Source organism: Methylobacterium sp. FF17, from assembly GCF_025813715.1.
Classification (GTDB): Bacteria; Pseudomonadota; Alphaproteobacteria; order Rhizobiales; family Beijerinckiaceae; genus Methylobacterium; species Methylobacterium flocculans.
The window spans coordinates 1,740,156-1,763,067 of record NZ_CP107532.1 but is presented as its reverse complement, the minus strand read 5'-3'; the positions used below and the strand labels follow the sequence as shown (position 1 = coordinate 1,763,067).

General features: G+C 71.9%; 23 protein-coding genes. 9 read left to right on the top strand and 14 right to left on the bottom strand.

What is annotated here, in order from left to right; genetic code table 11:
• The first annotated feature begins 28 nt into the window (after positions 1-28).
• Positions 29-793: a methyltransferase domain-containing protein gene (locus OF380_RS08155; RefSeq protein ID WP_264050272.1), complete on the top strand. Its 765-nt coding sequence runs from the start codon at positions 29-31 to the stop codon at positions 791-793.
• Positions 794-829: 36 nt separating this feature from the next.
• Here OF380_RS08155 and metW read toward each other — a convergent pair whose 3' ends face one another.
• Positions 830-1,528 (bottom strand): methionine biosynthesis protein MetW, encoded by a 699-nt coding sequence (gene metW, locus OF380_RS08150; protein ID WP_404810554.1) that lies wholly within the window; start codon positions 1,526-1,528, stop codon positions 830-832.
• Positions 1,525-2,640 (bottom strand): homoserine O-acetyltransferase MetX, encoded by a 1,116-nt coding sequence (gene metX / locus OF380_RS08145; RefSeq protein ID WP_404810605.1) that lies wholly within the window; start codon positions 2,638-2,640, stop codon positions 1,525-1,527. The genes metW and metX overlap by 4 nt, the downstream gene beginning before the upstream one ends.
• A 366-nt stretch (positions 2,641-3,006) precedes the next feature.
• On the opposite strand from metX, the gene OF380_RS08140 reads away from it, so the two are divergent.
• Positions 3,007-3,870 carry a chorismate mutase gene (locus OF380_RS08140; protein WP_264050271.1) on the top strand — a complete coding sequence of 288 codons (864 nt, stop codon included), beginning with the start codon at positions 3,007-3,009 and terminating at the stop codon, positions 3,868-3,870.
• Between the two features lie 144 nt (positions 3,871-4,014).
• Here the strand turns inward: OF380_RS08140 and OF380_RS08135 are convergent, their stop codons facing one another.
• On the bottom strand, positions 4,015-5,010 hold the full coding sequence (locus OF380_RS08135; RefSeq protein ID WP_264050270.1) for a Hint domain-containing protein: 996 nt from the start codon (positions 5,008-5,010) through the stop codon (positions 4,015-4,017).
• On the opposite strand from OF380_RS08135, the gene OF380_RS08130 reads away from it, so the two are divergent.
• From OF380_RS08130 to OF380_RS08115, 4 genes are all read left to right on the top strand, one after another.
• Positions 5,009-5,218: a hypothetical protein gene (locus OF380_RS08130; protein WP_264050269.1), complete on the top strand. Its 210-nt coding sequence runs from the start codon at positions 5,009-5,011 to the stop codon at positions 5,216-5,218. The two genes, OF380_RS08135 and OF380_RS08130, sit on opposite strands and share 2 nt — an antisense overlap.
• A 122-nt stretch (positions 5,219-5,340) precedes the next feature.
• Positions 5,341-6,330, top strand: coding sequence for an Ldh family oxidoreductase (locus OF380_RS08125; RefSeq protein WP_264050268.1), 990 nt, complete (start codon positions 5,341-5,343; stop codon positions 6,328-6,330).
• A 70-nt stretch (positions 6,331-6,400) separates the two neighbouring features.
• Positions 6,401-7,522, top strand: coding sequence for a pyridoxal phosphate-dependent aminotransferase (locus tag OF380_RS08120; protein WP_264050267.1), 1,122 nt, complete (start codon positions 6,401-6,403; stop codon positions 7,520-7,522).
• Positions 7,515-8,441, top strand: a complete 927-nt coding sequence (locus tag OF380_RS08115) for a prephenate/arogenate dehydrogenase family protein (protein WP_264050266.1) — start codon at positions 7,515-7,517, stop codon at positions 8,439-8,441. Before OF380_RS08120 ends, OF380_RS08115 begins: the two co-directional genes overlap by 8 nt.
• A 13-nt stretch (positions 8,442-8,454) precedes the next feature.
• Here the strand turns inward: OF380_RS08115 and OF380_RS08110 are convergent, their stop codons facing one another.
• From OF380_RS08110 to OF380_RS08065, 10 genes are all read right to left on the bottom strand, one after another.
• The gene (locus OF380_RS08110) at positions 8,455-9,537 is read right to left on the bottom strand and encodes a DUF2125 domain-containing protein (protein WP_264050265.1); all 1,083 of its coding nucleotides are present in this window, start codon (positions 9,535-9,537) and stop codon (positions 8,455-8,457) included.
• A gap of 176 nt (positions 9,538-9,713) precedes the next feature.
• Positions 9,714-10,160, bottom strand: a complete 447-nt coding sequence (locus OF380_RS08105) for a hypothetical protein (protein WP_264050264.1) — start codon at positions 10,158-10,160, stop codon at positions 9,714-9,716.
• Between the two features lie 193 nt (positions 10,161-10,353).
• Positions 10,354-11,139 carry a lysophospholipid acyltransferase family protein gene (locus OF380_RS08100; RefSeq protein ID WP_264050263.1) on the bottom strand — a complete coding sequence of 262 codons (786 nt, stop codon included), beginning with the start codon at positions 11,137-11,139 and terminating at the stop codon, positions 10,354-10,356.
• Positions 11,140-11,268: 129 nt separating this feature from the next.
• Positions 11,269-13,002: a gamma-glutamyltransferase gene (ggt, locus tag OF380_RS08095; protein ID WP_264050262.1), complete on the bottom strand. Its 1,734-nt coding sequence runs from the start codon at positions 13,000-13,002 to the stop codon at positions 11,269-11,271.
• A gap of 4 nt (positions 13,003-13,006) precedes the next feature.
• Positions 13,007-13,552, bottom strand: a complete 546-nt coding sequence (locus OF380_RS08090) for a hypothetical protein (RefSeq protein ID WP_264050261.1) — start codon at positions 13,550-13,552, stop codon at positions 13,007-13,009.
• Complete coding sequence (gene rlmN, locus OF380_RS08085; protein ID WP_264050260.1) at positions 13,521-14,810, bottom strand: 23S rRNA (adenine(2503)-C(2))-methyltransferase RlmN; 1,290 nt, start codon at positions 14,808-14,810, stop codon at positions 13,521-13,523. Before rlmN ends, OF380_RS08090 begins: the two co-directional genes overlap by 32 nt.
• 169 nt (positions 14,811-14,979) lie before the next feature.
• Positions 14,980-15,375: a hypothetical protein gene (locus OF380_RS08080; RefSeq protein ID WP_264050259.1), complete on the bottom strand. Its 396-nt coding sequence runs from the start codon at positions 15,373-15,375 to the stop codon at positions 14,980-14,982.
• 155 nt (positions 15,376-15,530) lie between these two features.
• Complete coding sequence (locus tag OF380_RS08075) at positions 15,531-16,226, bottom strand: uracil-DNA glycosylase (RefSeq protein WP_264050258.1); 696 nt, start codon at positions 16,224-16,226, stop codon at positions 15,531-15,533.
• On the bottom strand, positions 16,226-17,752 hold the full coding sequence (locus OF380_RS08070) for a bifunctional metallophosphatase/5'-nucleotidase (RefSeq protein WP_264050257.1): 1,527 nt from the start codon (positions 17,750-17,752) through the stop codon (positions 16,226-16,228). Before OF380_RS08070 ends, OF380_RS08075 begins: the two co-directional genes overlap by 1 nt.
• Before the next feature lie 182 nt (positions 17,753-17,934).
• The gene (locus tag OF380_RS08065; protein WP_264050256.1) at positions 17,935-18,888 is read right to left on the bottom strand and encodes a class I SAM-dependent methyltransferase; all 954 of its coding nucleotides are present in this window, start codon (positions 18,886-18,888) and stop codon (positions 17,935-17,937) included.
• A 138-nt stretch (positions 18,889-19,026) separates the two neighbouring features.
• On the opposite strand from OF380_RS08065, the gene hemH reads away from it, so the two are divergent.
• The 3 genes from hemH to hisG all read left to right on the top strand — a co-directional run bounded on the left by hemH (position 19,027) and on the right by hisG (position 22,484).
• Positions 19,027-20,118 carry a ferrochelatase gene (hemH, locus tag OF380_RS08060; protein ID WP_264050255.1) on the top strand — a complete coding sequence of 364 codons (1,092 nt, stop codon included), beginning with the start codon at positions 19,027-19,029 and terminating at the stop codon, positions 20,116-20,118.
• A gap of 163 nt (positions 20,119-20,281) precedes the next feature.
• Positions 20,282-21,508 (top strand): ATP phosphoribosyltransferase regulatory subunit, encoded by a 1,227-nt coding sequence (locus OF380_RS08055; RefSeq protein ID WP_264050254.1) that lies wholly within the window; start codon positions 20,282-20,284, stop codon positions 21,506-21,508.
• On the top strand, positions 21,501-22,484 hold the full coding sequence (gene hisG, locus OF380_RS08050; RefSeq protein WP_264050253.1) for an ATP phosphoribosyltransferase: 984 nt from the start codon (positions 21,501-21,503) through the stop codon (positions 22,482-22,484). The genes OF380_RS08055 and hisG overlap by 8 nt, the downstream gene beginning before the upstream one ends.
• Before the next feature lie 60 nt (positions 22,485-22,544).
• Here hisG and OF380_RS08045 read toward each other — a convergent pair whose 3' ends face one another.
• Complete coding sequence (locus OF380_RS08045; RefSeq protein ID WP_264050252.1) at positions 22,545-22,904, bottom strand: lysozyme inhibitor LprI family protein; 360 nt, start codon at positions 22,902-22,904, stop codon at positions 22,545-22,547.
• Positions 22,905-22,912: the final 8 nt, after the last annotated feature.

Below are 22,912 nucleotides of genomic sequence, written 5' to 3'. Positions count from 1 at the left end.
CTCGCAGACGATCCCGACGGCAGCCGTGATGCGTTCCTGGAAGCAGGCAGTGGCCCGGGCCTTCGACGGCGCCGAAGATTACGACGGCGCGGCCCGGATCCAGGCCGAGGCCGCCGCGCGGCTGGCCGGACGCATCGCGGGGGAAGCCCGGGCGGCGCGGCGCATCCTCGAGGTCGGGTGCGGGACGGGCCTGCTCACCACGGCCTTACGGGAACACGGGCACGGCGGCACGCTCCTCGCCACCGACATCGCGCCCGGCATGGTCCGGCGCTGCCGCGCCCGCCTCGCCGGGGCGGCGAACCTGCGCGTCCTCGTCATGGATGCGGAGCGGCCCTGCCTTGCCCCCGGCTTCGACCTCATCGCCTCCAGCCTCGCGGCGCAATGGTTCGAGGATCTTCCGGGCACGCTGGCGAGCCTCGCCGCGCTCCTCGCCCCCGGCGGCCTGCTCGCGGTGGCGACCCTGTCCTCGGGCAGCTTCACCGAGTGGCGGGCCGCGCACGCGGCCTGTGGCCTGGAGGCGGCGACGCCCCGCTACCCCGCCCTGGCGGACCTCGCGGCGCTGGCGGTTCCCGGCTGCACGCTCTGCGTCTCGGCCGAGGCCCTGCTCGAACCCCACGCCGATGGCCGCGCCTTCCTGCGATCCCTGCGCGCCATCGGGGCGGACACCCCCGGCGGGGGGATGCCCCTGCGGCCGGGCGCCCTGCGCCGCGTCCTGCGGGTCTTCGAGGCGGGGGGCGCGCAGGTGACCTACGAGGTCGCGACCCTGCTCATCCGGCGCAGCCAACAGGGTTAAGGGTTTTCACGTGCAACAGCGATCCCGCGCCCTCGCTCAGGGCGCGGGATCGCCGGCGCCCCCGCGACGCAGCAGGAACACGCCCTGGGCCCCCATCAGGTTCCAGACCCACCAGGGCATCGCGAACCGCATGGGCCGGCCGCGCGCGTCGAGGGCCGTCGCCTTCTCGATCTTCGCGTTCACCGTCCGGCACAGGCCGACGAAGTCGCGGATGGTGCAGTGATGGATGTTCGGGGTCTCGTACCATTCCTCCGGCATCAGGGCGGTGACCGGCATGCGCCCGCGCAGGGCGAGTTCCGAGCGCACGCGCCAATGGCCGAAATTCGGGAACGAGATGACCACCTGCCGCCCGATGCGCAGCAGATGCTCCAGTACGATCCGCGGGTTGCGGGTCGCCTGGATGGTCTGGGACAGCACCACCACGTCGAAGGCGCCGTCGGGATAGTTCGCCAGGTCCGTGTCGGCGTCGCCCTGGATCACCGGCAGGCCCCGGGCGAGGCAGGCATTGACGCCCTCGCGCGAGAGTTCGATGCCGCGCCCGTCGACGCCGCGCCGGTCCCGCAGCAGGGCGAGCAGGGCTCCGTCGCCGCAGCCGATATCGAGGACGCGGGCATTCTCCGGCACGAGGCCGAGCACGACGAGGTGGTCGACGCGGGTGCTGCCCGCGTCGTCGCGCGGCAGTGCCTCGGCGGTCTCCCAGGGGCGTTCCTGGATCGGAGATCGGGACGCCGTCACAGGCCGCGCGCCCGGGCGGCGGCGTCGATGTAGCCCCGCGCGGCGGCGAACATCACGGGCTCGTCGAGGAGGAACGCGTCATGGCCCTTGTCGCTCTCCACCTCCACGAAGGCGACGGGGGCCGAGGCCGCGTTCAGCGCGTGCACGATGGCGCGGGATTCGGAGGTCGGGAACAGCCAGTCGGAGGTGAAGGACATCACGCAGAACCGGGTCTTCGTCCCCCTGAAGGCGTTGGCGAGCACGCCGCCCTGGTCGGCGGCGAGGTCGAAATAGTCCATCGCCCGGGTGAGATAGAGATAGGCGTTGGCGTCGAAGCGCTCGACGAAGCTGAGGCCCTGGTGCCGCAGGTAGCTCTCGATCTGGAAGTCGGCGTTGAACGAGAAGGTCGGGGCCGAGCCACCCTGGAAGCGCCGGCCGAACTTCCGGTGCAGGGCCGGCTCCGACAGGTAGGTGATGTGTGCGCCCATGCGGGCGACGCCGAGGCCCTTGGCGGGACGCGTGCCCACCTCGAGGTAGCGCCCCTCCGCCCAGGCGGGATCGGCCATGATCGCCTGCCGGCCGACCTCGTGGAAGGCGATGTTCTGCGCCGAGTGGCGCGGGCCCGTGGCGATCGGCATCGCGGCGAAGACCCGCTCGGGGTAGCTCGCCGCCCATTGCAGCACCTGCATGCCGCCCATGGAGCCGCCGATACAGAGGAACAGGTCCGGGATGCCGAGGCGGTCGAGCAGCATCGCCTGGGCGCGGACCATGTCCCGGATGGTCACCAGGGGAAAGTCCAGCCCGTAGGCGCGCCCGGTCGCCGGGTCGATGGAGGCCGGGCCGGTGGAGCCCATGCACGAGCCGATGACGTTGGAGCAGACGACGAAGTAGCGGTCGGTGTCGACGGGCTTGCCCGGCCCCACCAGGGTCTCCCACCAGCCGCGCTTGCCCGTGACCGGATGGGTATGGGCGAAGTGCTGGTCGCCGGTCAGCGCGTGGCAGATCAGGACGGCGTTGGAGCGGTCCGCGTTGAGGGTGCCGGCCGTCCGGTAGGCGATCTGGAACGGGGCCAGCTGCACGCCGGCATCCATCGCCAGGGGCTCGTCCAGGCCGAACGCGGCGACGAGGCCCATCGGCTCGCGGGCCTGCGACAGTTCCAGGCCCGGCGCCTCGGCGCGGGCCGCTTCGTCTTCGGACGTGCCGGGCTTGAGGGCGGTATCCAGCGACATGATCAGGAAACGGGTTGGAGGAGGCGGCGCGTCGATCCGGGATGGGCGGCCGGCTGGTATGCCATCCGCGCGAGGACCCTGCGACCCAGGGGGTTGAGGTAGTGTGCGCACCCTCACGCGTCAACGAAAGGCCACCGCCGCCGGCGCTCCGCACTGGCCCTTCGGCGCGCACGATCGTAGACCGGGCGGCGATGACGGGGGAACGAGACCCCGCCGGTTTCCTCGACCCCCTCTCCTCCGGATCTCTCGCCGGACCCTCGCGAGCCCCGCATGCGCTTCACCACGAGACCCGCGCCGTCCCTCGAGAACCTCGCCGACCTGCGCGCCGAGATCGACCGGATCGACGCCGAGATGCATGACCTGCTGATCCAGCGCGGGTCGATCATCGACCAGCTGATCGCCGTCAAGCGGACCTCGGCCAGCGGCTCGGCCTTCCGGCCGGGGCGGGAAGCCTCGATGATGCGCCGCGTCGCCGAGCGCCATCGCGGATTGCTGCCGCTGGACACCGTGGAGGGCATCTGGCGCGTCATCATCGCCACCTTCACCTACGTGCAGGCGCCGTTCTCGGTGCATGCCGACATCTCGGGCGGGGATGCGCCAATGCGCGATTCCGCCCGCTTCCATTTCGGCTTCACGGTGCCCTACCGGCCGCACCCCACCTGTCTCGCGGTGATCGCGGCGGTGGCGGCCTCGCGGGGCGACCTCGGCATCTTCCGGCTCGATCCCGACGGCTCGGGCGCGTCCGCCGACGCGGCGCCCTGGTGGGAGGGGCTCGTCGGCGAGGGGCGCCCCAAGGTCATCGCGCGCCTGCCCTTCATCGAGCGGCCGACGCATCCGGCCGGTACCCCCGTCCTCGTGGTCTCGAACCCCCTCGACGATCCGGCGGCGGCCCAGCGCGACTGGGTCCTGCACGCGACCCGCGTGGCGGCCTGGGAGCCGGCCGCGTCGCGCGCCCTGCAGGACCTCTACGGGGAGGTCGTCGCGCGCGCGCCCCAGGCCGAGGGGCATTGCCTGCTGCTGGCCGTCCCCGGCGGCGTCAGCACCCGGCAGCTGCACGAGGCCCTGACCCGCGCCGGGGCCGCGCCCCAGGCCCTCGACGAGATCGGCAGCCACGCCGCCCGTTTCCGGGTCTGACCGGGGCGAAGCGCGCCCACCGGGAGCGGCCAAAGCGAAGCGCCCCGCCGATCGGCACCCCCCATGTCCGGGACGGTCGATCGACGGGGCGCTCGGGCTCCGGTCACGGGCGGCACACGAGCGCCGCCCGCGAGATCGGTTTCGTCAGTTCCACGCGGTCGTGAAGGCGGCGTCGGTCCAGGCGCCCTGCGCCGTCAGCGTGTCGGCGAACACGGCGCTCAGGCGCGCCCGCTCGGCGGTGACGACGGGACCGTCCACGGCCACCGGCCGGCAGCGGGCCGACCAGCCCGGCGCCACGAAATCCGGGTTGTGCAGGGCGTGGTCGGAGGCTTGCGCGAAGAACGGACGGTCGCCCCCGTCGATGTAGCTCTCGGCGGCGAGACCCTCGGCCAGCAGGATGTCGTGGGCGTCGAGCTCCACGTGCCAGTAGGTGACGGCGGCCAGCGGCAGGCGCACGATGGTGGTGCCGTTGATGAGGCACATGATCGGCACGAGGTGGCCGCCCTGCGCGTCGTCGTCCGCGCCCACCAGCACGGGATGGCCCGGCGAGAGGGTGAGGTCGCGGGTCGGCAGGCCGTCTCCGAAGGCACCGGCGCTGACGCGGACCGGCTGCTGGGCGTGGGGCAGCGCGCCGCCCTGTCCCGCGAGGTCGCGGTGCCCGATCCAGACGATCGGCCGGATCGGGCCGGACGCGGTCACGGCCCGGTCGCCGACGCGCAGGTCCTCCACCGCGACATCCACCTCGCGGCCGTCGCGGATCACGCGGATGCCCGTGCCGGTGACGAAGCAGACCGGCGCGTAGTCACCCACGGTGTTGTTGCTGTCGAAGGTGACGCGCTGCCGGGGCGTCAGGGTCGAGTTGGACAGGACGTACCGGGTCGTGGGCGTGGTCGTGCTGTCCGTGAACTGGATCTGGCTCTGCGAATCGTACTGCGTCGCGAACAGGGTCCTGGTCGAGGAGGCCGACTCCCCCGGGAAGATGCCCGTCGCCGAGATGGAATCGCCGGCCTGGTTCACGGTGCCGGTGAAGGAGATCGCCGAGGTCGAGACATCGTCGATTCCAAATCCTGCGCTGGGAGCGCCGTCATCTGACCCAACAAAGCCCGCGCCATAGACAGTATCTCTGAAAGTGACAGCCATGCTCGATCCCTCCAATATTTTCTTCGACGACCGTTTTGCAGCGGAAGACAAGGCTCTGTGTTGCGCGCCCAGACGATCCGGCATCCGTCATCGGTTCTCGTTCTATGTTGCGAAGATCTTGGGGCGTCTATGGCAAATCCCCCCGAAGCATTTGCCAGAACTTCCCAAACCGGGGCCAAACTCCGGTTCCGTTAAAGATCAAGAATGAATTCCGGGGCGATGTGCCATTTTTGCAGCGCCTCGGCCCAGTAAACCCGATGTCACCGCGCCGAGGTGACCGGCCAGCCGCCGCGTCTGCATCACCGGCAGAGTAAGGAAACCGCGAAGACCATGCCGATTCTGACCCTTGACCAGGCCCAAGCCCTCGTGACGGACGCGTTGCTGCGATGCGGCACGTCGCCTACTGCGGCCGACAGCACCGCGCGTGCCCTGGTCGGCGCGGAGGCCGACGGCCTCAGGGGGCACGGCCTGTCCCGGGTTCCCGCCTATGCGGCGCAGGTCCGGGCGGGCAAGGTGAAGGGTGACGCCGTGCCGTCCGTCACGCAGCCCCGGCCGGGACTGCTCGCCGTGGATGCCGCGCACGGTTTCGCCTATCCGGCCCTGGACCGGGTCGTGGCCGACCTGCCCGCAATCGCACGGGTCCAGGGCGTGGCGGCGGCCGGCATCCGGCGCTCGCACCATTGCGGCGCGGCGGGCCGTCCGGTGGAAGCCCTGGCCGAGCAGGGCCTCGTGGCGATCCTGTTCGCCAACACCCCCGCCGCGATGGCGCCCTGGGGCGGCGCCCGCGCCGTGCTCGGCACCAACCCCGTCGCCTTTGCCGCCCCGCTGCCCGGCCGCGCGCCGGTGGTCATCGACCTCTCCCTCTCGAAGGTGGCGCGCGGCGCCATCGTGAGCGCCCGCCAGCGCGGGGAGGCGATCCCCGAGGGCTGGGCGCTCGACGCCGAGGGCCGGCCCACCACCGACCCGAGCGCGGCGCTGGCGGGCACGATGCTGCCGCTGGGCGACGCCAAGGGCATCGCCCTGGCGCTGATGGTGGAGATCCTGGCCGCCGGGCTGGTGGGCGCGCGCTTTGCCGGGGAGGCCTCCTCGTTCCTCGACGCCGCCGGCGATCCGCCGGGCACCGGGCAGCTCATCCTCGCCCTCGACGCCACGGCGCTGGCCACGGACGCGCTGGAGCGGTTCGCGGTGCTCGCCGGATCCATCGAAGCGCAGCCGGGCGCCCGCCTGCCGGGCAGCCGACGCCTCGCGCTCCGGGCCCGCGCCGAGGCGGAGGGGCTGACGATTCCGGAAATCCTGCTCGCCGAGATCGCGGCGGCCTGAGGCGCGCCTGCTCGCAAAGCCGGGCGAGCTTTGTTAGACGGGCGCTTCGCACCTCGATTGGCCCGTTCCCATGTCCTCTGCCCCCCTCGCTCCCTCACGCCCGGTGCCCCGCCCCGGCGTTCTCGCCATCGAGGCCTACGTGCCCGGCAAGAGCGGCGCCCCGGGCCTGAAGGTGCACAAGCTCTCCTCGAACGAGACGCCCCTGGGTCCGAGTCCGAAGGCGGTGGCGGCGATGAAGGCGGAGGCCGCCAAGCTCGAACTCTATCCGGACGGCACCTCGGCGCGCCTGCGCGAGGCCATCGCGGCCCGCTACGGCCTCGATCCGGCGCGCATCGTCTGCGGCGCGGGCTCGGACGAGCTCCTGTCCTTCCTCGCCTACGCGTATCTCGGCGCCGGCGACGAGGGCATCTTCACCGAACACGGATTCCTGGTCTACCGGATCGCGATCCTGGCCGCCGGGGGTACGCCCGTGGTGGTGAAGGAGCGGGACCTGCGCGCCGACGTCGATGCCCTGCTCGCCGCCGTCACGCCGCGCACCAAGATCGTCTACCTCGCCAATCCCAACAACCCGACCGGCACCTACCTGCCCTTCGACGAGGTGCGGCGCCTGCATGCGGGCCTGCCGCCGCACGTGCTCCTCGTCCTCGACGGCGCTTACGCCGAGTACGTGCGGGCGAACGACTACGCCTCGGGCCTCGACCTCGTGCTCGAGGCCAACAACGTCGTGATGACCCGCACCTTCTCGAAGATCCACGGTCTCGCCGCCCTGCGCATCGGCTGGATGGTGGCGCCCTTGGAAGTGGCGGATGCGGTCAACCGCATCCGGGGGCCGTTCAACCTGTCGGGCGCCGGGATCGCGGCGGGGGCGGCCGCCATCGCGGACGACGCGCACGTGGCGGCGGCGGTCGCCCACAACGACACCTGGCTCGCCGCGATGACGGAGGCCGTGCGCGGCCTCGGCCTGACCGTGACGCCGAGCGTGGCGAACTTCCTCCTCGTGCACTTCCCCGACGCGCCCGGCCGCTCGGCCGCCGAAGCCGACGCCTTCCTCACGGCGCGGGGCGTCATCACCCGGCGGGTCTCGTCCTACGGGCTGCCCGACGCCCTGCGCGTCACCGTCGGTGGGGAGGCGGCGAACACCGCCTTCCTCGACGCGCTCACCGCTTTCGTGCAGGACGCGCCCGGTGCCTGACCTCGACACCCTCGCCATCGTCGGCCTCGGGCTGATCGGATCCTCGATCGCGCGCGGCGCCCGGCATTACGGGCTTGCCCGGCACATCGTCGCCATCGACCGGGATGCCGGCGTGCTGGAGCGGGTGCGCGCCCTCAACCTCGCCGACACGGTCACCGACGACATCGCGACGGGCGTGGGCGGGGCCGACCTCGTCATCCTGTGCGTGCCGGTGGGGACGGTGGGCGCGGTCGCGGCACTGATGGGCCCGCACCTGAAGGCCGGCGCCATCGTGTCCGATGTCGGCTCGGTCAAGGCCTCGGTGGTCGCGGCGGTGGCGCCGCACCTCCCCGAGGGCGTGGCCTTCGTGCCCGCGCACCCCGTGGCGGGCACCGAGTATTCCGGGCCGGATGCCGGGTTCTCGACCCTGTTCTCGGGGCGCTGGTGCATCCTCACGCCCACCGAAGGCACGGACCCGGAGGCGACCGCCCGGGTCCAGCGTTTCTGGGAGGGCCTCAACGCCATCGTCGAGACGATGACGCCGGAGCATCACGACCTCGTCCTGGCGATCACCAGCCACGTGCCGCACCTCATCGCCTACAACATCGTCGGCACCGCCGCCGACCTGGAGGCGGTGACGCAATCCGAGGTGATCAAGTTCTCCGCCGGCGGCTTTCGCGATTTCACCCGCATCGCGGCCTCCGACCCGACCATGTGGCGGGACGTGTTCCTGACCAACAAGGACGCGGTGCTGGAGATGCTGGGGCGCTTCAACGAGGATCTCGCGGCCCTCGCCCGCGCGATCCGCTGGGACGACGGCGACGCGCTCCACGAGCTCTTCACCCGCACCCGCGCCATCCGCCGGGGCATCGTGGCCATGGGCCAGGAGACGGCGGAGGCCGATTTCGGGCGCGGTCGCCCGAGCGAGCCGACGCCCTGACGGGACACCGCGCTCAGTAGAGCGGGGGGAGTTGCACGCTCGGGATCGGGAACGGGCCGAGCATCAGGCGTCCCTCGGCGAGGCGCAGCGGCGGCAGCGCCTTCAGGGCGGCGTCGCCCTGCGCCGGCGCGCTCCCCTCGGCGCCGGCCGGGTTGCGCCGGTTCAGCAACTGCCCGACGAGATTGCCGAGGAGCGCCCCCTTCTCGGCCCCGAAGCGCTGGCCCATCACCTGGGCGACCAGGGCCTCGACGCCGGCCGCGCGCAGTTCGAGCTGACCCTGGGGCCGATGCGCGGCGTCGAGGTCGAGGGAGCCCTTCGCCTGCAATCGGCGCTCACCCTTGGCCAACGACAGGAGCGTGAGGTTGAGGCTTCCGCCCGCCTGGCGCCACGCGTCGAGTTCCTGGGCCACCGGACCGGTCTGCAGGGTGGTGGCGCGATTGATCGTGGTGTCCAGTGCGAGATCGGCCGGATCGGTGTTGCCGAGCGCCGCATCGGCCAGCGGGAGCTGGATCCGGGTCACCCGGAGGCTGGTATCGACGGCGCCGTCCGATTCGAAGCGGCCCGGCGTCGGACGGGCATGAAGTTCGAGGTGCTGGGTCGCGAACGCGATCGGCGCCTCGCCCGCGCCGTGCACGCTGCCCTTTGCACCGTCGGCCACCAGGGAGGCCCGGACGAAACCGTCCGACGCGCCGTGGAAGCTTCCCTTCAGGGCGGTCCAGTCCGCATCCGCCGTGAGGTCGCCCTGTTCCACGTGGAACGGGCCGCCGACTTCCAGGATGCCCTGGCGCGGCTGATAGACCTGCACCACCGCCGTCACCGGCCCGAGGGTGAAGCGGCTGTCGGTGCGCGCGAAGGCTAGGGCGGCGCAGCGCAGCTCGATCCGGAAGGGATAGCCGGTGATGGAGCGGTCGGCGCAGGTCCAGGTCCGCCCGGCGGCCTGCTCCCGCGCGAGCCAGGCATCCATCTCGGAGGCGGCCCGATGACGGATGTAGAACCACCCGGCGGACCACGCGACCACCAGAGTGCCGAGCAGGATGTAGGGGAGGAACAACCCCTTGCGCGAAGGGGAACGGGCCGGGGTCGGGCTCTGCGCCATCGGGTGTTCGTATCCTGCGCTCGTGACGGGGCATGGCAGCCCGGGGAAGGGCGTCCCGATCACAGGCTTGGCAGGGTCTCGACGGCGAAAGGATGGCGAGCCGCGATTCGGGCGCTTCCGGGATCCTCACGGCGGGATCGTGAGGCGAGGGCGGTCGGGCGTTCGAGACGCCGCGATCAGTTCGCGGCGTCGGCCTTCTGCTCGGAACCGAGATCGGCGACGATCGCCTCGCGCTCGGCCTCGTCCTCGGCCAGGCGGTGGACGTGCATCTCGGTGGCGCCCTTGTGACGGGCACGGGCGATCCAGTTGCGGTGCAGGCGCTCGCGCGGGCTCTGCCCGGCGGAGGCCACCGAAATCAGCTCACCCACGCCCGAGGCGTCGCGGCGCACCGCCATCACCACGGCCTCGCCCATGTCGTCGAGCTCGGGCTCGGCGAGTTCGTGAATGCCGACCACGTAGCGGCGGCCGGAGCGGCCGCGCCAGGCACTCAGCACCAGGGCTGGGGTACCGCGCAGCCCGGCCGTCGTCCTCAGGCGTTCCTCGCGCACTTCCTGTCTCCGTGCTCGATCGTCCTTCAGGTCGCGAAGCGCGGCCGACCAGGACAGGGCTCTCTTGTTCGCCATTTGTTCCACATTAATCTTAACGTTTCGTTGGCGTCAAGGACGACGCCCCGCGTCTCCGATAGATGGGGATGAACGGAGTTATCCACAAGCCGGACAGCCGCGCGACACCTGCGCCGGGCGCGTCGCGGACGGCCTGCGGGGGTGGCGTCCCATTGGGGGTCCACGGCTTCGTTCGCGTCCCGCCGCGGCGCGCTCAGACGACGCGCGAGCCGCTGCGCTCCGCCCCCGGAGCGGCGTCCGGAACGGCGTGTCCCCCTGCGGCGAGTTCGGCGCGTCCGGCGGCCAGGAGGCTGTTCGAGGCGGTCTCGATCCGCTCCTGCACCACTTCGAGGAAGCGGGCCCGCTCCAGGCCCGGAGCGATCGGGGCCAGGAACTCGATCACCGAGGTCCCGGGGCGGCGCACCAGCCGGCGGCGCGGCCAGTGCAGGCCGGTGTTGAGGGCGACCGGCAGGCAGGGCACGCCGAGGGCGGCGTAGAGGTGGGTGATGCCGAGTTTGTAGGCGGGGGGCGCCCAGGGCGCACGACGGGTGCCTTCGGGGAAGATGATGAGCTGGCGGCCGTCGCGGATCGCATCGGCGGCGGCCTCGTTCATGGCGCTCATCGCCCGGGCGCCCTTGCTCCGGTCGATGGCCACCATGCCGGAGCGGGAGAGATACCAGCCGATCAGCGGGATCCAGAGGAGTTCGCGCTTCAGGATGTAGGCGAAATCCGGGAAGGCCGTGACGAGGGCGAGGGTCTCCAGCGCCGACTGGTGCTTGGCCGCCACCAGGAGGGGGCCGGGGGGAATGTTCTCCACGCCCCGGAACTCCACGGTGATGCCGCCCACCACCCGCAGGAGCCACAGGGTGACGCCGCCCCAGAGCTGCGCGAGGCGGATCACCGCCCGCCGGGACAGCAGGGTCGGCAGGCCGCCGATCGCGATGATCGTGGTGGCGACATAGAAAGCGAGATTGAACGCGAGCGAACGAACGATGAGCATCGGGAACCCGGAGGAGACAGCCCGGAACGGGGCGCGACCCGTTTCCCCTGTAGCGCGGGCCGCCGCCGCAGGCCATCCGAGCCGGCGGATCGCCCAGGTCTCGTCAGCGCTCCGGTCGATCCGCTTCGCTCAGTAACCGTCGGCCAGCGTCCCGCGCTGGCGTGGGTCGGCCGCCCCGGCGAGCAGGCCGTCGGCGGCCTGGATCGAATTGGCCGAGCCGGAGGTCGCCCCCACCTTGATCCGGTGGCCGCGCGCCCGGAGCAGCGCCAGGGTGTCGGGCGAAAGGCCCTCTTCGGCCATCAGCACGTCCGGTTGCCACTGGTGGTGGATGCGCGGCGCGGCCACCGCCTCGGCGAGGTTCATGCGGAAATCGATGAGGTTGACGATGACCTGCAGCACCGTCGAGATGATGCGGCTGCCGCCCGGGCTGCCCGTCACCAGCACGAGCCGGCCGTCCCGGAACACGAAGGCGGGGGTCATGGAGGAGAGCGGCCGGGCGCCGGGCGCCACCGCATTCGCCACGCTGCCGACGAGGCCGTAGGCGTTGAGGGCGCCGGGCTTGGCCGAGAAATCGTCCATCTCGTTGTTCAGGAGCACGCCGGTGCCCTCGGCCACGAGGCCGAGCCCGTAGGAGAAGTTCAGGGTGGTGGTGTTCGCCACCGCGTTGCCCTCCGCGTCCACCACGGAGAAATGCGTGGTCTGGTCGGATTCGAAGGGCAGGGGATCGCCGGCCTTGACCTCGGCGGCGGGCCGGGCGCGGGCGGGATCGATGGCGGCGCGCAGGGTCTCGGCATAGGGCTTGGCGATCAGCCCCTCCACCGGTACCTGCGTGCGGGCCGGGTCGCCGAGCCAGGTCGCACGGTCGGCATAGGCCGGCTTCATCGCCTCGGCCAGGATATGGAGCGCCTCCGCGCTGCCGGCGCCCATGCGGGCGAGGTCGAAGCCTTCCAGCACGTTGAGGATCTCGAGGAGGTGGATGCCGCCCGAGCTCGGGGGCGGCATCGAGGCGATGGCGTAACCCCGGTAGTTGCCCCGCACGGGCTCGCGGATCACCGGGCGGTAGGCGGCGAGATCCTCGGCCGTCATCACGCCGCCGGCCTCGCGCACGGCGGCGGCGATGCGCTCGGCGATGGGCCCGGTGTGGAAGGCGTCGGGGCCGGATTTGGCGATGGCCGCCAGCGTCTCGGCCAGATCCGCCTGGACCAGCCGCTCGCCGCGCTGCAGGGGTCGCTCACCGGCAAAGAAGATCTTTCGCGAGGCGGGCCAGCGGCCGAGCAGGCCGGCGGCGCGGGGCAGCGAGTCGGCCAGACCCGATTCCACCGGGATGCCCGTGCGGGCGAGTTTCTCCGCCGGGGCGATCAGGTCGGCGAGCGCGAAGCGGCCCGAGCCGTAGAGGCGGTGCGCCTCGGCGAGACCCCGCACGGTGCCGGGTACGCCCACCGCCTTGCCGGTGCGGGTGGAGGCGGCGCGGTCGGGCTCGCCCTTCGCGTCGAGGAACATGTCCGAGCGGGCGGCGGCCGGGGCGGTCTCGCGGTAATCGAGGGCGATGGTCTCGTCGCCGCCCGCGCGGTGGATCATCATGAAGCCGCCGCCGCCGAGGTTGCCCGCGCGCGGCAACGTCACGGCCAGCGCGAAGCCCACCGCCACGGCGGCGTCGATGGCGTTTCCGCCCGCCTTCAGGATCTCGACGCCGACCCGGGTGGCCTGCGCCTCCTGCGAGGAGACCATGCCGTGGGCGCCCAGCACCGGGAGCAGGCGTGCATCGTCGGACTGGATCGGGGGCGGCTCGGGCACCCCCTGCGCGAGGCCCGGCCCCGTGGCGGCCAGAACCAGGGCGAGGGTGCGCAGGAGGGTGAGCCGCATGGGATCAGGCGCGTCCGGTATCGGGGGGGGACGGGGCGCCGGAATGCCGGCCGGCGATCAGCCAGTAGACGAGGCCCGAAGCCGCGCCGGTGAGGAACAGCACGGCGGTGATGCGGCCCTCCAGCATCAGGGCGTCGGGGCTCGGCCCGGTCCGCGCCAGACCCCGCGCGAACCAGGGCACCCCGGCGGTGAGGAGTCCGGTGCCGGCCCCGTACCAGGTGGCGGCGCGCCAGTTCAGGGCGCCGCCGAGGACCGCCACGAGGACGGGCGGCACCACGAGGAGCACGAACAGCGCGCGGGCGAGAGCGGCCAGCGCGAAGAGCAGGGTCTCGGGACCGATCCCCGAGGCGAGGTCCTCGAGCCCCGAGAACAGCCCGACGAGGCCGAGGCGCGAGAGGGTCTCGCTGGTGGCCGGATCGAGCATCGCCCCGAAGGCGAGCACGGCGGCCCCGCACGGGATCGCCAGGATCAGCGCGAGGCCCGCGACGAAGAGGTGCCCGAGGAAGCGCACCCGCCCGTCAGTCTTCGTCGCCGTCGTCGGCACCCGCATAGACGCCCTCGGCGCCGATGCCGTCCTCCAGCATCATCCGGGCGCGGGCGCGCAGCTTCTCGGTCTCGCTCTTGAGCTGGCCGCAGGCCGCCAGGATGTCGCGCCCGCGCGGGGTGCGCACCGGCGAGGCGTAGCCGGCCTCGTAGACAATCTCCGAGAAGCGTTCGATCCGCTCCCAATCCGAGCATTCGTAGACGCTGCCCGGCCAGGGGTTGAACGGGATCAGGTTGATCTTGGCCGGGATCCCCTTGAGCAGGCGCACGAGTTCGCGGGCATCCGCGTCCGTGTCGTTGATGCCCTTCAGCATCACGTACTCGAAGGTGATGCGCCGGGCGTTGTTGAGGCCCGGATAGGCGCGGCAGGCCGCGAGCAGTTCGGCGAGCGGATACTTCCGGTTCAGGGGCACGAGGGTGTCGCGCAGGTCGTCGCGCACCGCGTGGAGCGAGATCGCCAGCATGGCGTGGGCCTCGTCGCCGAGGCGCTGCATCTGCGGCACGACGCCGGAGGTCGAGACCGTGATCCGGCGGCGGGAGAGGCCCAGCCCCTCCTGGTCGGCCATCACCCCGACCGCGTCCACGACGTTGTCGAGATTGTAGAGAGGCTCACCCATGCCCATGAACACGATGTTGGTGACCTTGCGCCGGGTCTCGTCCTCGCCCGGGGCGGTGGGGTTCTGCCCGGCCCAGTCGTTGAGATGGTCGCGGGCCACCACGACCTGCGCGGTGATTTCGGCCGCCGTCAGGTTGCGCACGAGGCGCTGGGTGCCGGTGTGGCAGAACGAGCAGGTCAGGGTGCAGCCGACCTGGCTCGAGACGCAGAGGGTGCCGCGCCCGCGCCCCGGAATGTAGACGCACTCGATCTCGGCGCCGCGATTGTGGTCGTGCTTGCCCGTGGGGGCCATGCGCATCAGCCACTTGCGGGTGCCGTCCCGCGAGACCTGCTCGGTGATCACCTCCGGCCGGTCGAGGGTGTAGGCGTCCGCCAGCTGGGCCTTCAGGCCCTTGCCGACATTGGTCATCTCGTCGAAGGCCTTGGCGCCGCGCACGTTGAGCCAGTGCCAGATCTGGCCGGAGCGCATGCGCTGCTCGCGCTCGGAGACGCCGATAGCGCCGAGCCGGGCTTTCAACTGCTCACGGGTGAGCCCCACGAGGGAAGCGCGCCCGAGCGGCGGCGTCTGCGGCTCGAACTCGGGCAGCTTCTCAATTGCGGGAACGGCGCTCGTGTCGCGCCGGGCGGTGTCGAACGACGCCGTCGCCATGATCGGGGATAACCTTCGGACCGGAATGGCTCCGATATAGGGGATCCGGGGCGGAAACGCGACTGCGGGGCGGGGCTGTCCCTGGATCATGGGACGACAGGCTCCTTCTCCGTCACCCCGTCGCGCCCTACAGCCCCGCACACCCGTTTCATTTCAAATGGAAAGTAATTTATTGCGCCGGCTTTACATCACCCGGGGCCGGGGCATCGATGCCGGGCGCCGGCAACAGGACGTTCTTGTGAATGGTACCCTCGGGGCCGTACTCGCCGGCGACCGCCAGACAGGCCTTCTCGCGGTTGAGCTGCATCTGGTTGGACATCAGCGCGAACATGGTCTGCACGCGGCCCCCGAACGGACCGCGCGGTCCGACATCGGCGGCGCGCACGTTCTGCTTCTCCAGCAGCCCGTCGAACTCCTCGGTGCCGATGCGGTATCCGCACACGTTGGAGGCCGCGAAGATGTAGGCGGAGAATTCCAGGGCGCGGGGCGAGGGCGCGTTGCGGATCTGGGCCTGGGCCGAGACCGGCAACAGGAGGCACGCGGCCAGCATGAGACGCAGAGACATGGTTGGTGTTTCCTCGGTCGCGGATTCTTAGGCTCCGCTTCGAGGCCTGACATAGATCGAGGCGACGCGTCGTCAAACCGATCGCCTCATCCCAGATCGGTCGATTTCCCCGCTGAGGGCGCATCGGGGCTTCCGCCCGGCACCGCGCGACGGGATCAGCCGAGGCGCCAGTCGATGGGGGTGAGGCCCCGCGCCTCCAGCCAGGCATTGGCGGCGTCGAAGGGGCGCGAGCCCGGAAAGTCCCGGGCGCGATTGAGGGGAGAGGGATGGCCCGTCTCGATCACGCCGTGCCGCCCGGTGTCGACGAGGGCGGCGCGGGACCGCGCCTGCGCCCCCCAGAGCAGGAAGACCGCGGGCTCGGCACGGGCGGAGACCGCCGCCACCGCCTGATCCGTGAGGGCCGACCAGCCGAGGCGCAGGTGCGCGCCGGCCTTGCCGGCCTCCACCGTGAGGGCGGCGTTGAGGAGGAGGACGCCCTGCCGGGCCCAGGGGGTCAGGTCGCCCGAGGCGGGCTTCGCGGCGGGCTCGGTCAGCTCGGCCAGGATCACCTTGAGGGAGGCGGGCAGCCGGCGCGGGCCGACATACGAGAAGGCGAGGCCGTTGGCGTCGCCGGGGGTCGGGTAGGGATCTTGGCCGAGGATGACGACCTTCACGCGATCGAGCGGAGTCAGGGTGAGGGCGTTGAAGATGTCGGCGGGCGCCGGCAGCACGGTGGCCCCCGCCGCGATACGGGCATCCACCTTGGCGGCCACCGCCTCGGCGGCGCCGTCCGCGAAGAACGGCAGGACGAGCCAGGGCGAACCGGAGCGTTTGAACCGGGCGAGGGCGTCGGCGACGGGGGCGTCGGGCATCAGCGGACCAGGATGCGCCCTTCGGCGGGGGCCGGGAGCGGCGCGTGGGCCTGGATATAGGCCATGACCGCGTTGGCCACGAGTTGTCCGTCGGTGCGGCCCACCAGGGTCCGGCCCCGGGCGAGTTCGCCGTAGCCGTTGCCGCCATCGTAGAGGAAGTTGTTCGCCGCCACGGTGTAGGTCCGGTCCGGCTCCAGCGCTGCCCCCGCCACCGTCATGGCGACGATCCGCGAACCCACCGGCGCGCCGGGATCGACGGTGAGGACGAGGCCGGAGACATGGGGAAAGCGTCCGGCCGGGCGGCCCCAATCGGCGAGCGTCCCTTCGAGCAGGCGCCGGATCTGCGCACCCGTCAGCGAGACCGTCACCAGGGAGTTGCCGAAGGGCAGTTCGGTGAGGACATCGCGGCGGGTCAGGGTGGTCTCGGCCGGATAGAACCGGTTGCCCCGGATGCCGCCGCCATTCATCAGGGCGATCTCGGCGCCCGTCGCGGCCCGCATCGCATCGGCGACGAGGCTGCCGAAGCTCGCTTCCCGGACCCGCACCGAGGCGATCCGGCTGTCCAGCGGCGCGCGGATCGTCCCCACCGGCACGTCGAGTTCGCTCGACAGACGGGTCTCGAAGCGCCGCACCAGCGCCAGGGTCTCCGGGTCCGGGGTGACCGTCGCCGAGTCGTGCACCCGGAAGCTCGGGCGCCAGGCCACGCGGCGGTCCTTGCCGGTGCCACCGACGCTCGCGGTGATGTCGATCGCCGTGACGTAATGGGCGTCGAAGCTCGATTCGACCATGGCGGTCTGGCCGTCGTAGCGCAGCACGAGGTCGTGGTCGTGGCCCGAGAGCAGGATGTCCACGAGGCGCGCGGCCACGATGGCGTCGTCGGTGGCCCGGTCGGTGTGGCAGACCCCCACCACGAGGTCGACGCCCTCGGCGCGCAGGGCCTGCACCTCGCGGGACAGCGCCTCGATCTCGGGTCCGAAGCGCAGGTCGCCGGCCTGCGACTTCTCCGGCGTGCTCGCGAGCGCGATCCCCACCACGCCGACGCGCAGGCCGCCGAGCGTCACCACCATGCGGTCGCGCAGGCCCGGGAGGAGCTGACCCCGCCCGTCGCGCAGGTTGGCGGCGAGCACCGGGAACGTCGCCTCGTCCATGCGCCGCAGGAAGATCGCGGGCCCGAAGTCGAACTCGTGGTTGCCCGGCACGAACACGTCCGGGGGCGCGATGTTGAGGAGTTCGACGATGTGCGCGCCGCGATCGAACCCCGACATCAGCGAGGGCGAGAGCGTGTCGCCCGCATGGGCGTAGAGCATCGGCACGCCGCGCGCCCGTTCGGCCTTCACGATGGCGGCCAGCCGCGCGAAGCCGCCCCGGCCGTCGACCTCGGACATCTGGTAGAGGTCGTTGACGAGGAGCAGGGTGAAGGTGGGATCGGGCGTCGGGGCCGGCGCGGCCTCGGCGCCGCCCGCGCCGAGGGCGAGCCCCGCTCCAAGACCGAAACCGAGGGTCTGACGGCGGTTGGGGCGCGACATGGAAGCGGTCTCGACGGGGGCCGGGCGGCCGGGTGCCGCCCCTACGCTCAGGCTGTTCTAAGGTGTGGTTCACGAAGGCGCTACGACAGCCGGGACGGGGCGCGCGAAGCTCGCGTCCGGCTGTCACGCCAGGGTCATGTTCCCGACGCTCCGGGGAGCGCCGGCCGGGTCGACCGGCACCGTCAGCGCGACACGAAGGTGTCGCGCACGGCCTTGGCGTTGCGACGGACCATGGGCCAGAGCCAGGCGCCGGAGGCGAGGAAGACCGCCGGTGGCATCGGCTTCAGGTCCACGGCCAGGCGTGCGGCGAGGCCGGGGCAGGCGAGCGCCACCGGCGGCGCGTCGGTCTTGGCATAGACCACCGTGGTGTTCTCGCGCGGGTAATCCGGGTGGGGCACGAGGCCGGCCCGGCGGGCGGTGAGGTCGAAGGTCTCGCGCACGAAGCCGTGGACATGGGCGAAGTGGAAGCGCTCGTGCGGCGGCTTTCCGGTGGTGGCCATGTCGGGCACGGCGGCGAAGAGCACGCCGTCGGGCTTGAGCCAGCGGGACAGGCGCTCCATCACGTCGGCCGGGTCGCGCAGGTGCTCCAGCACGTGGCGGGTGGTGATGACGTCGAAATGCGCCTTCGGGAAGCGCTCGTCGTCGGCATCGTCCAGCACCTCGACGCCGTGATGCGTACGGGCGTAGCTGGCGTAGTCCCGCCCCGGCTCGACGCCGATGGCCTCGCAGCCCCGGGCGCGGGCCTCGGCCAGGAACTCGCCGGACCCCGAGCCGAAATCGAGGACGCGGGCGCCGGGCTTCAGCTTGGGCGCCAGCAATTCGGCGCGGCCGGCGGCCTCGCGGGCCGAGCGCTTGAGGTGGACGCGGGGCGGACCGCCCGCGAAGGCGAGCTGGTAATCGGCCCGGTAGGCCGTGGCATAGTAATCCGCCAGTTCCGCCGGGGTCGGCATCGGGTCGGTGCGAATCAGTCCGCACTGGGTGCAGGCGATGGATTTGAGCCGCTTCAGGCGACGGTCGCTCTCGGCGATCGTCACGGAATCCGACGATCCGCAGAGATTGCAGGAGGTCGGCGCCCCCGTATAGGGATACCCCGTGAAGGGCATGAAGTGGTTGAAGAAGTACCGGGGAGACGGCATGTCGCGCCTTCATCCATCGCGAGGTCGCTGGAAGGCTCCGTGCTCTAGATAGATATCCCCCGGGACACAACCTGTCCCGAACCCGCTTCTGGCCCGCCGACCTCAGGCGCTCCCTCACGGGAGCGATACGGAAACCCGATGAACGAACGCGTCGCACCGCCGTCCCCGCAGGGTGGCCTGTCGCTCAAGGCCCCCGGACACGGCCCTCTCCCGGCCGAACACCCGCCCGTGCGCTGGGGCCGCGTCGGCGTGCTCCTGATGAACCTCGGCACGCCGGAGGGCACGAGCTACTGGCCGATGCGCCGCTACCTCAAGGAATTCCTCTCCGACCGCCGGGTCATCGAGGTGCCGCGCCTGATCTGGTGGCCGCTGCTCAACCTCGTCATCCTGACCAAGCGCCCGGGGCCGAAGGGCCGCGACTATGCGAGCGTCTGGAACAACGAGCGCGACGAGGGCCCGCTGAAGACCATCACCCGGGGCCAGGCCGAGCGGCTGCAGGCGGCGATGGGCGATTCCGTGGTGGTCGACTGGGCCATGCGCTACGGCAAGCCGGAGGTCGCCCTGCGCCTCCAGGCGCTCCTCGACCAGGGCTGCGACCGCATCCTGCTGGTGCCGCTCTATCCGCAATACGCCGCCGCGACCTCGGCCACCGCCTGCGACCAGGCCTTCAAGGCCCTGATGCAGATGCGCTGGCAGCCCACCGTGCGCGTCTCGGCCCCCTACCACGACGATCCCGTCTACATCGAGGCGATGGCGACCTCGATCCGCGAGGGGCTGGCCAAGCTCGACTTCGAGCCGGAGGTGATCCTGACCTCGTTCCACGGGGTGCCCAAGAGCTACCTCCTCAAGGGCGACCCCTATCACTGCCAGTGCGTGAAGACCGGGCGCCTGATCCGCGAGGCGCTCGGCTTCTCGACGGACAAGATGCGCACCACCTTCCAGTCGCGCTTCGGCAACGAGGAATGGCTGCGCCCCTACACCGACGAGACCGTGCAGGAACTGGCCAAAAGCGGCGTCAAGCGCATGGCGATCGTGGCCCCGGGCTTCACCGCCGACTGCCTCGAAACCCTGGAGGAGCTCGACGGCGAGAACCGCCACTACTTCGAGGACAATGGCGGCGAGCACTTCGCCTACATTCCCTGCCTCAACGACAGCGACCTCGGCATGCGGGTGATCGAGAACGTCGTCCGGCGCGAATTGCAGGGTTGGGTCCCGGCCCCCGGGGCCTGAGCCATCGCCAAGCGCGGGGCCTGTTGGTACTAGAGCGCACTGCGCCGAGGTGGCTGCCGGTTCGGCGCGAGAGCGCGCGTGATAACAGAGACTTAGAGCCGCCCCGGATCGCCCCGCGATCGGGCGCGGCTCGAAACACCCCGACGAGGCGGCAGGCGAGACCATGACGAGACCGGAGGCAGGCGGGGGCACCGCGGGCGAACGATCGCAGGATCACCTGCGCCTGCTCGACCATTTCCAGGGCGCCGGCTACGGCCTCGTGACGCCGCCGGTGCTGCAGCCGGTGGAGCCGTTCCTCGAATTGTCGGGCGAGGACATCCGCCGGCGCATCTTCGTGACGCAGGACGCCTCGGGCAGCGAACTCTGCCTGCGCCCGGAATTCACGATCCCCGTCTGCCGCCACCATCTCGCGCACGCCTCCAAGGCCGCGCCGCGGACCGCCGATTACAGCTATCTCGGACCCGTCTTCCGGCTCGCCGCCGACGAGCCGGACGAGTTCCTGCAGGCCGGCATCGAGTCGATCGGGCGCACCGACACGCCCGCCGCTGACGCGGAGGTGATCGGGCTCGCCCTCGACGGCCTCGCCCTGATGGGCGTCGGCGAGGTGGCGGTCCGGCTCGGGGATATGGGCCTCATCGACACGCTGCTCGACGCGCTGGCCGTGCCGCCCACCGCCAAGCGCCGGACCCTGCGGGCGCTGGCGGCCGGACGCTCCCTCGACGCGGTCACCAACGGGCTGCGCACGGAGGACCCGCATGCGGGGCTGCTCGCCGCGATCCAGGGCCAGGATCCACAGGGCGTGCGCGCCTTCGTGGAGGACGTGCTCTCCATCGCTGGGATCTCCCGCGTCGGCGGCCGGAGTGCCGGCGAGATCGCCGAGCGCTTCCTCGCCAAGGCCGCCGCGCAGGCGAGCGGCGGATCCGGGCTCAACCCCGAGAACCGGGCGGTGATCGAACGCTACCGGGCCATCGCGGGCGATCCGGACGCGGCCGCCGCCGCCGTGCGGGATCTCGCCCGCGACGCCGGCCTCGACCACCCGCCCCTCGATGCGGCCCTCGACCTGTTCGAGGAGCGCACCGGCTTCATGGCCGCGCGGGGCCTGCCCGTGGAGCGCTTCCGCTTCTCGGGCGGCCTCGCGCGCAACCTCGACTACTACACCGGCTTCATCTTCGAGGGCACGGCGCCGGGGGCGACGCTCCCCCTGGTGGGGGGAGGGCGCTACGACGGCCTGCTCCAGCACCTCGGGAGCCCCGTGCCGGTGCCCGCCGTCGGCTGCGCCGTCTGGCTCTCGCGGCTCGCCTCGCGGGTGGAGACCCCGAACCCGGAGGCCTCGAACCCGGATGCCCTGAACCCGGATGCCCTGAACCCGAAGGACGCGGCCCATGGCTGAACCGGAATCCCTCGTCCTCGCGGTCCCCTCCAAGGGGCGGCTGCAGGAGAACGCGGCGGCCTTCTTCGCCCGCGCCGGCCTCAAGCTCGCGCAGAACACCGGAGCGCGCGACTATCGCGGAAAGCTCGTGGGCGTGCCCGGCGTCGAGGTGCGCTACCTCTCGGCCTCCGAGATCGCGGCACAGCTCGCGAGCGGGGCGGCCCATCTCGGCATCACCGGCGAGGACCTGATCCGCGAGTCGCTGCCCGACGCGCGCGGGCAGGTGGAACTGCTCACGGCGCTCGGCTTCGGCCAGGCGACGGTGGTGGTGGCCGTGCCCCAGGCCTGGATCGATGTGCGCGCCATGAGCGACCTCGACGAGGTCGCCGCCGAGATGCGGGTGCGCCACGGCCAGCGCCTGCGCATCGCCACGAAGTACATCAACCTCACCCGCCGGTTCTTCGCCGAGCACGGGGTCGCGGATTACCGCATCGTGGAGAGTCTCGGGGCCACCGAGGGCGCGCCGGCGGCGGGCTCGGCCGAGATCATCGTGGACATCACCACCACGGGGGCGACGCTCGCCGCCAACGCCCTGAAGATCCTGGAGGACGGGGTCATCCTGCGCTCGGAGGCGAACCTCGTCGCCTCCCTGAACGCGCCCTGGGGCGAGGCGCCGCGCCGGGCCCTGCGCGCCGTGCTCGGCCGCATCCAGGCGGAGGAGCGCGCCCGCACCACCCGCGAGATCCGCGCCGCCATGCCGGATGACGGCGACATCGATCTCGCCGGCATCGCCGCCCTGCACGATGCCGAGCTGCCCTACGGCGCCCCCGAGGCCCGCGGCGGCGAGATGGTGCTGCACTGCCCCGTCGACGCGGTCTTCGATCTCGCCGACGCGCTGGTGAAGGCCGGGGCGGGCGCGGTGAACGTGCGCAAGCTCGATTACGCCTTCACGCCGGACAACCCGCTGATGGACCGGTTGCTGAGCCGGCTGGGGTAGGGGGGAACCCTTTCCAACGAACGAGGGCGCGTCCCTTTCCCCGCGCCGGGGAGGCTGCGACTAAAGCGGCCCCTGCTTGGCGAACTCCGAAAACACCGCCCGCAGGACCTTGAGCCGCGCCTCGTAGGATTGCTTCAGGCAGGCGACCTCCGCACCGCAGGCGCGGCGCTCGGTCAGCCAGGTCTCCTGGTCCTCCCGCAGCTTGGCGTTGCCGCCCATCGGCAGCATCGCGCGCAGGATCTCGAAGCGGGTCGCCATCTCCACGTCGAGGTCGTTGAGAGGGAGATGCGCGCAGATCGCCTTCTCGTCGGGGGTCTCGGCCTTGTCGCAGGCAAAGCTCGCGGCCGAGGCCGGAGCCGCCGCCAGGAGGACGGCGCCCGCAAGCAGGGCACCGAGGAGCGGGCGGACGGTGACGGTCATGGCGGGCC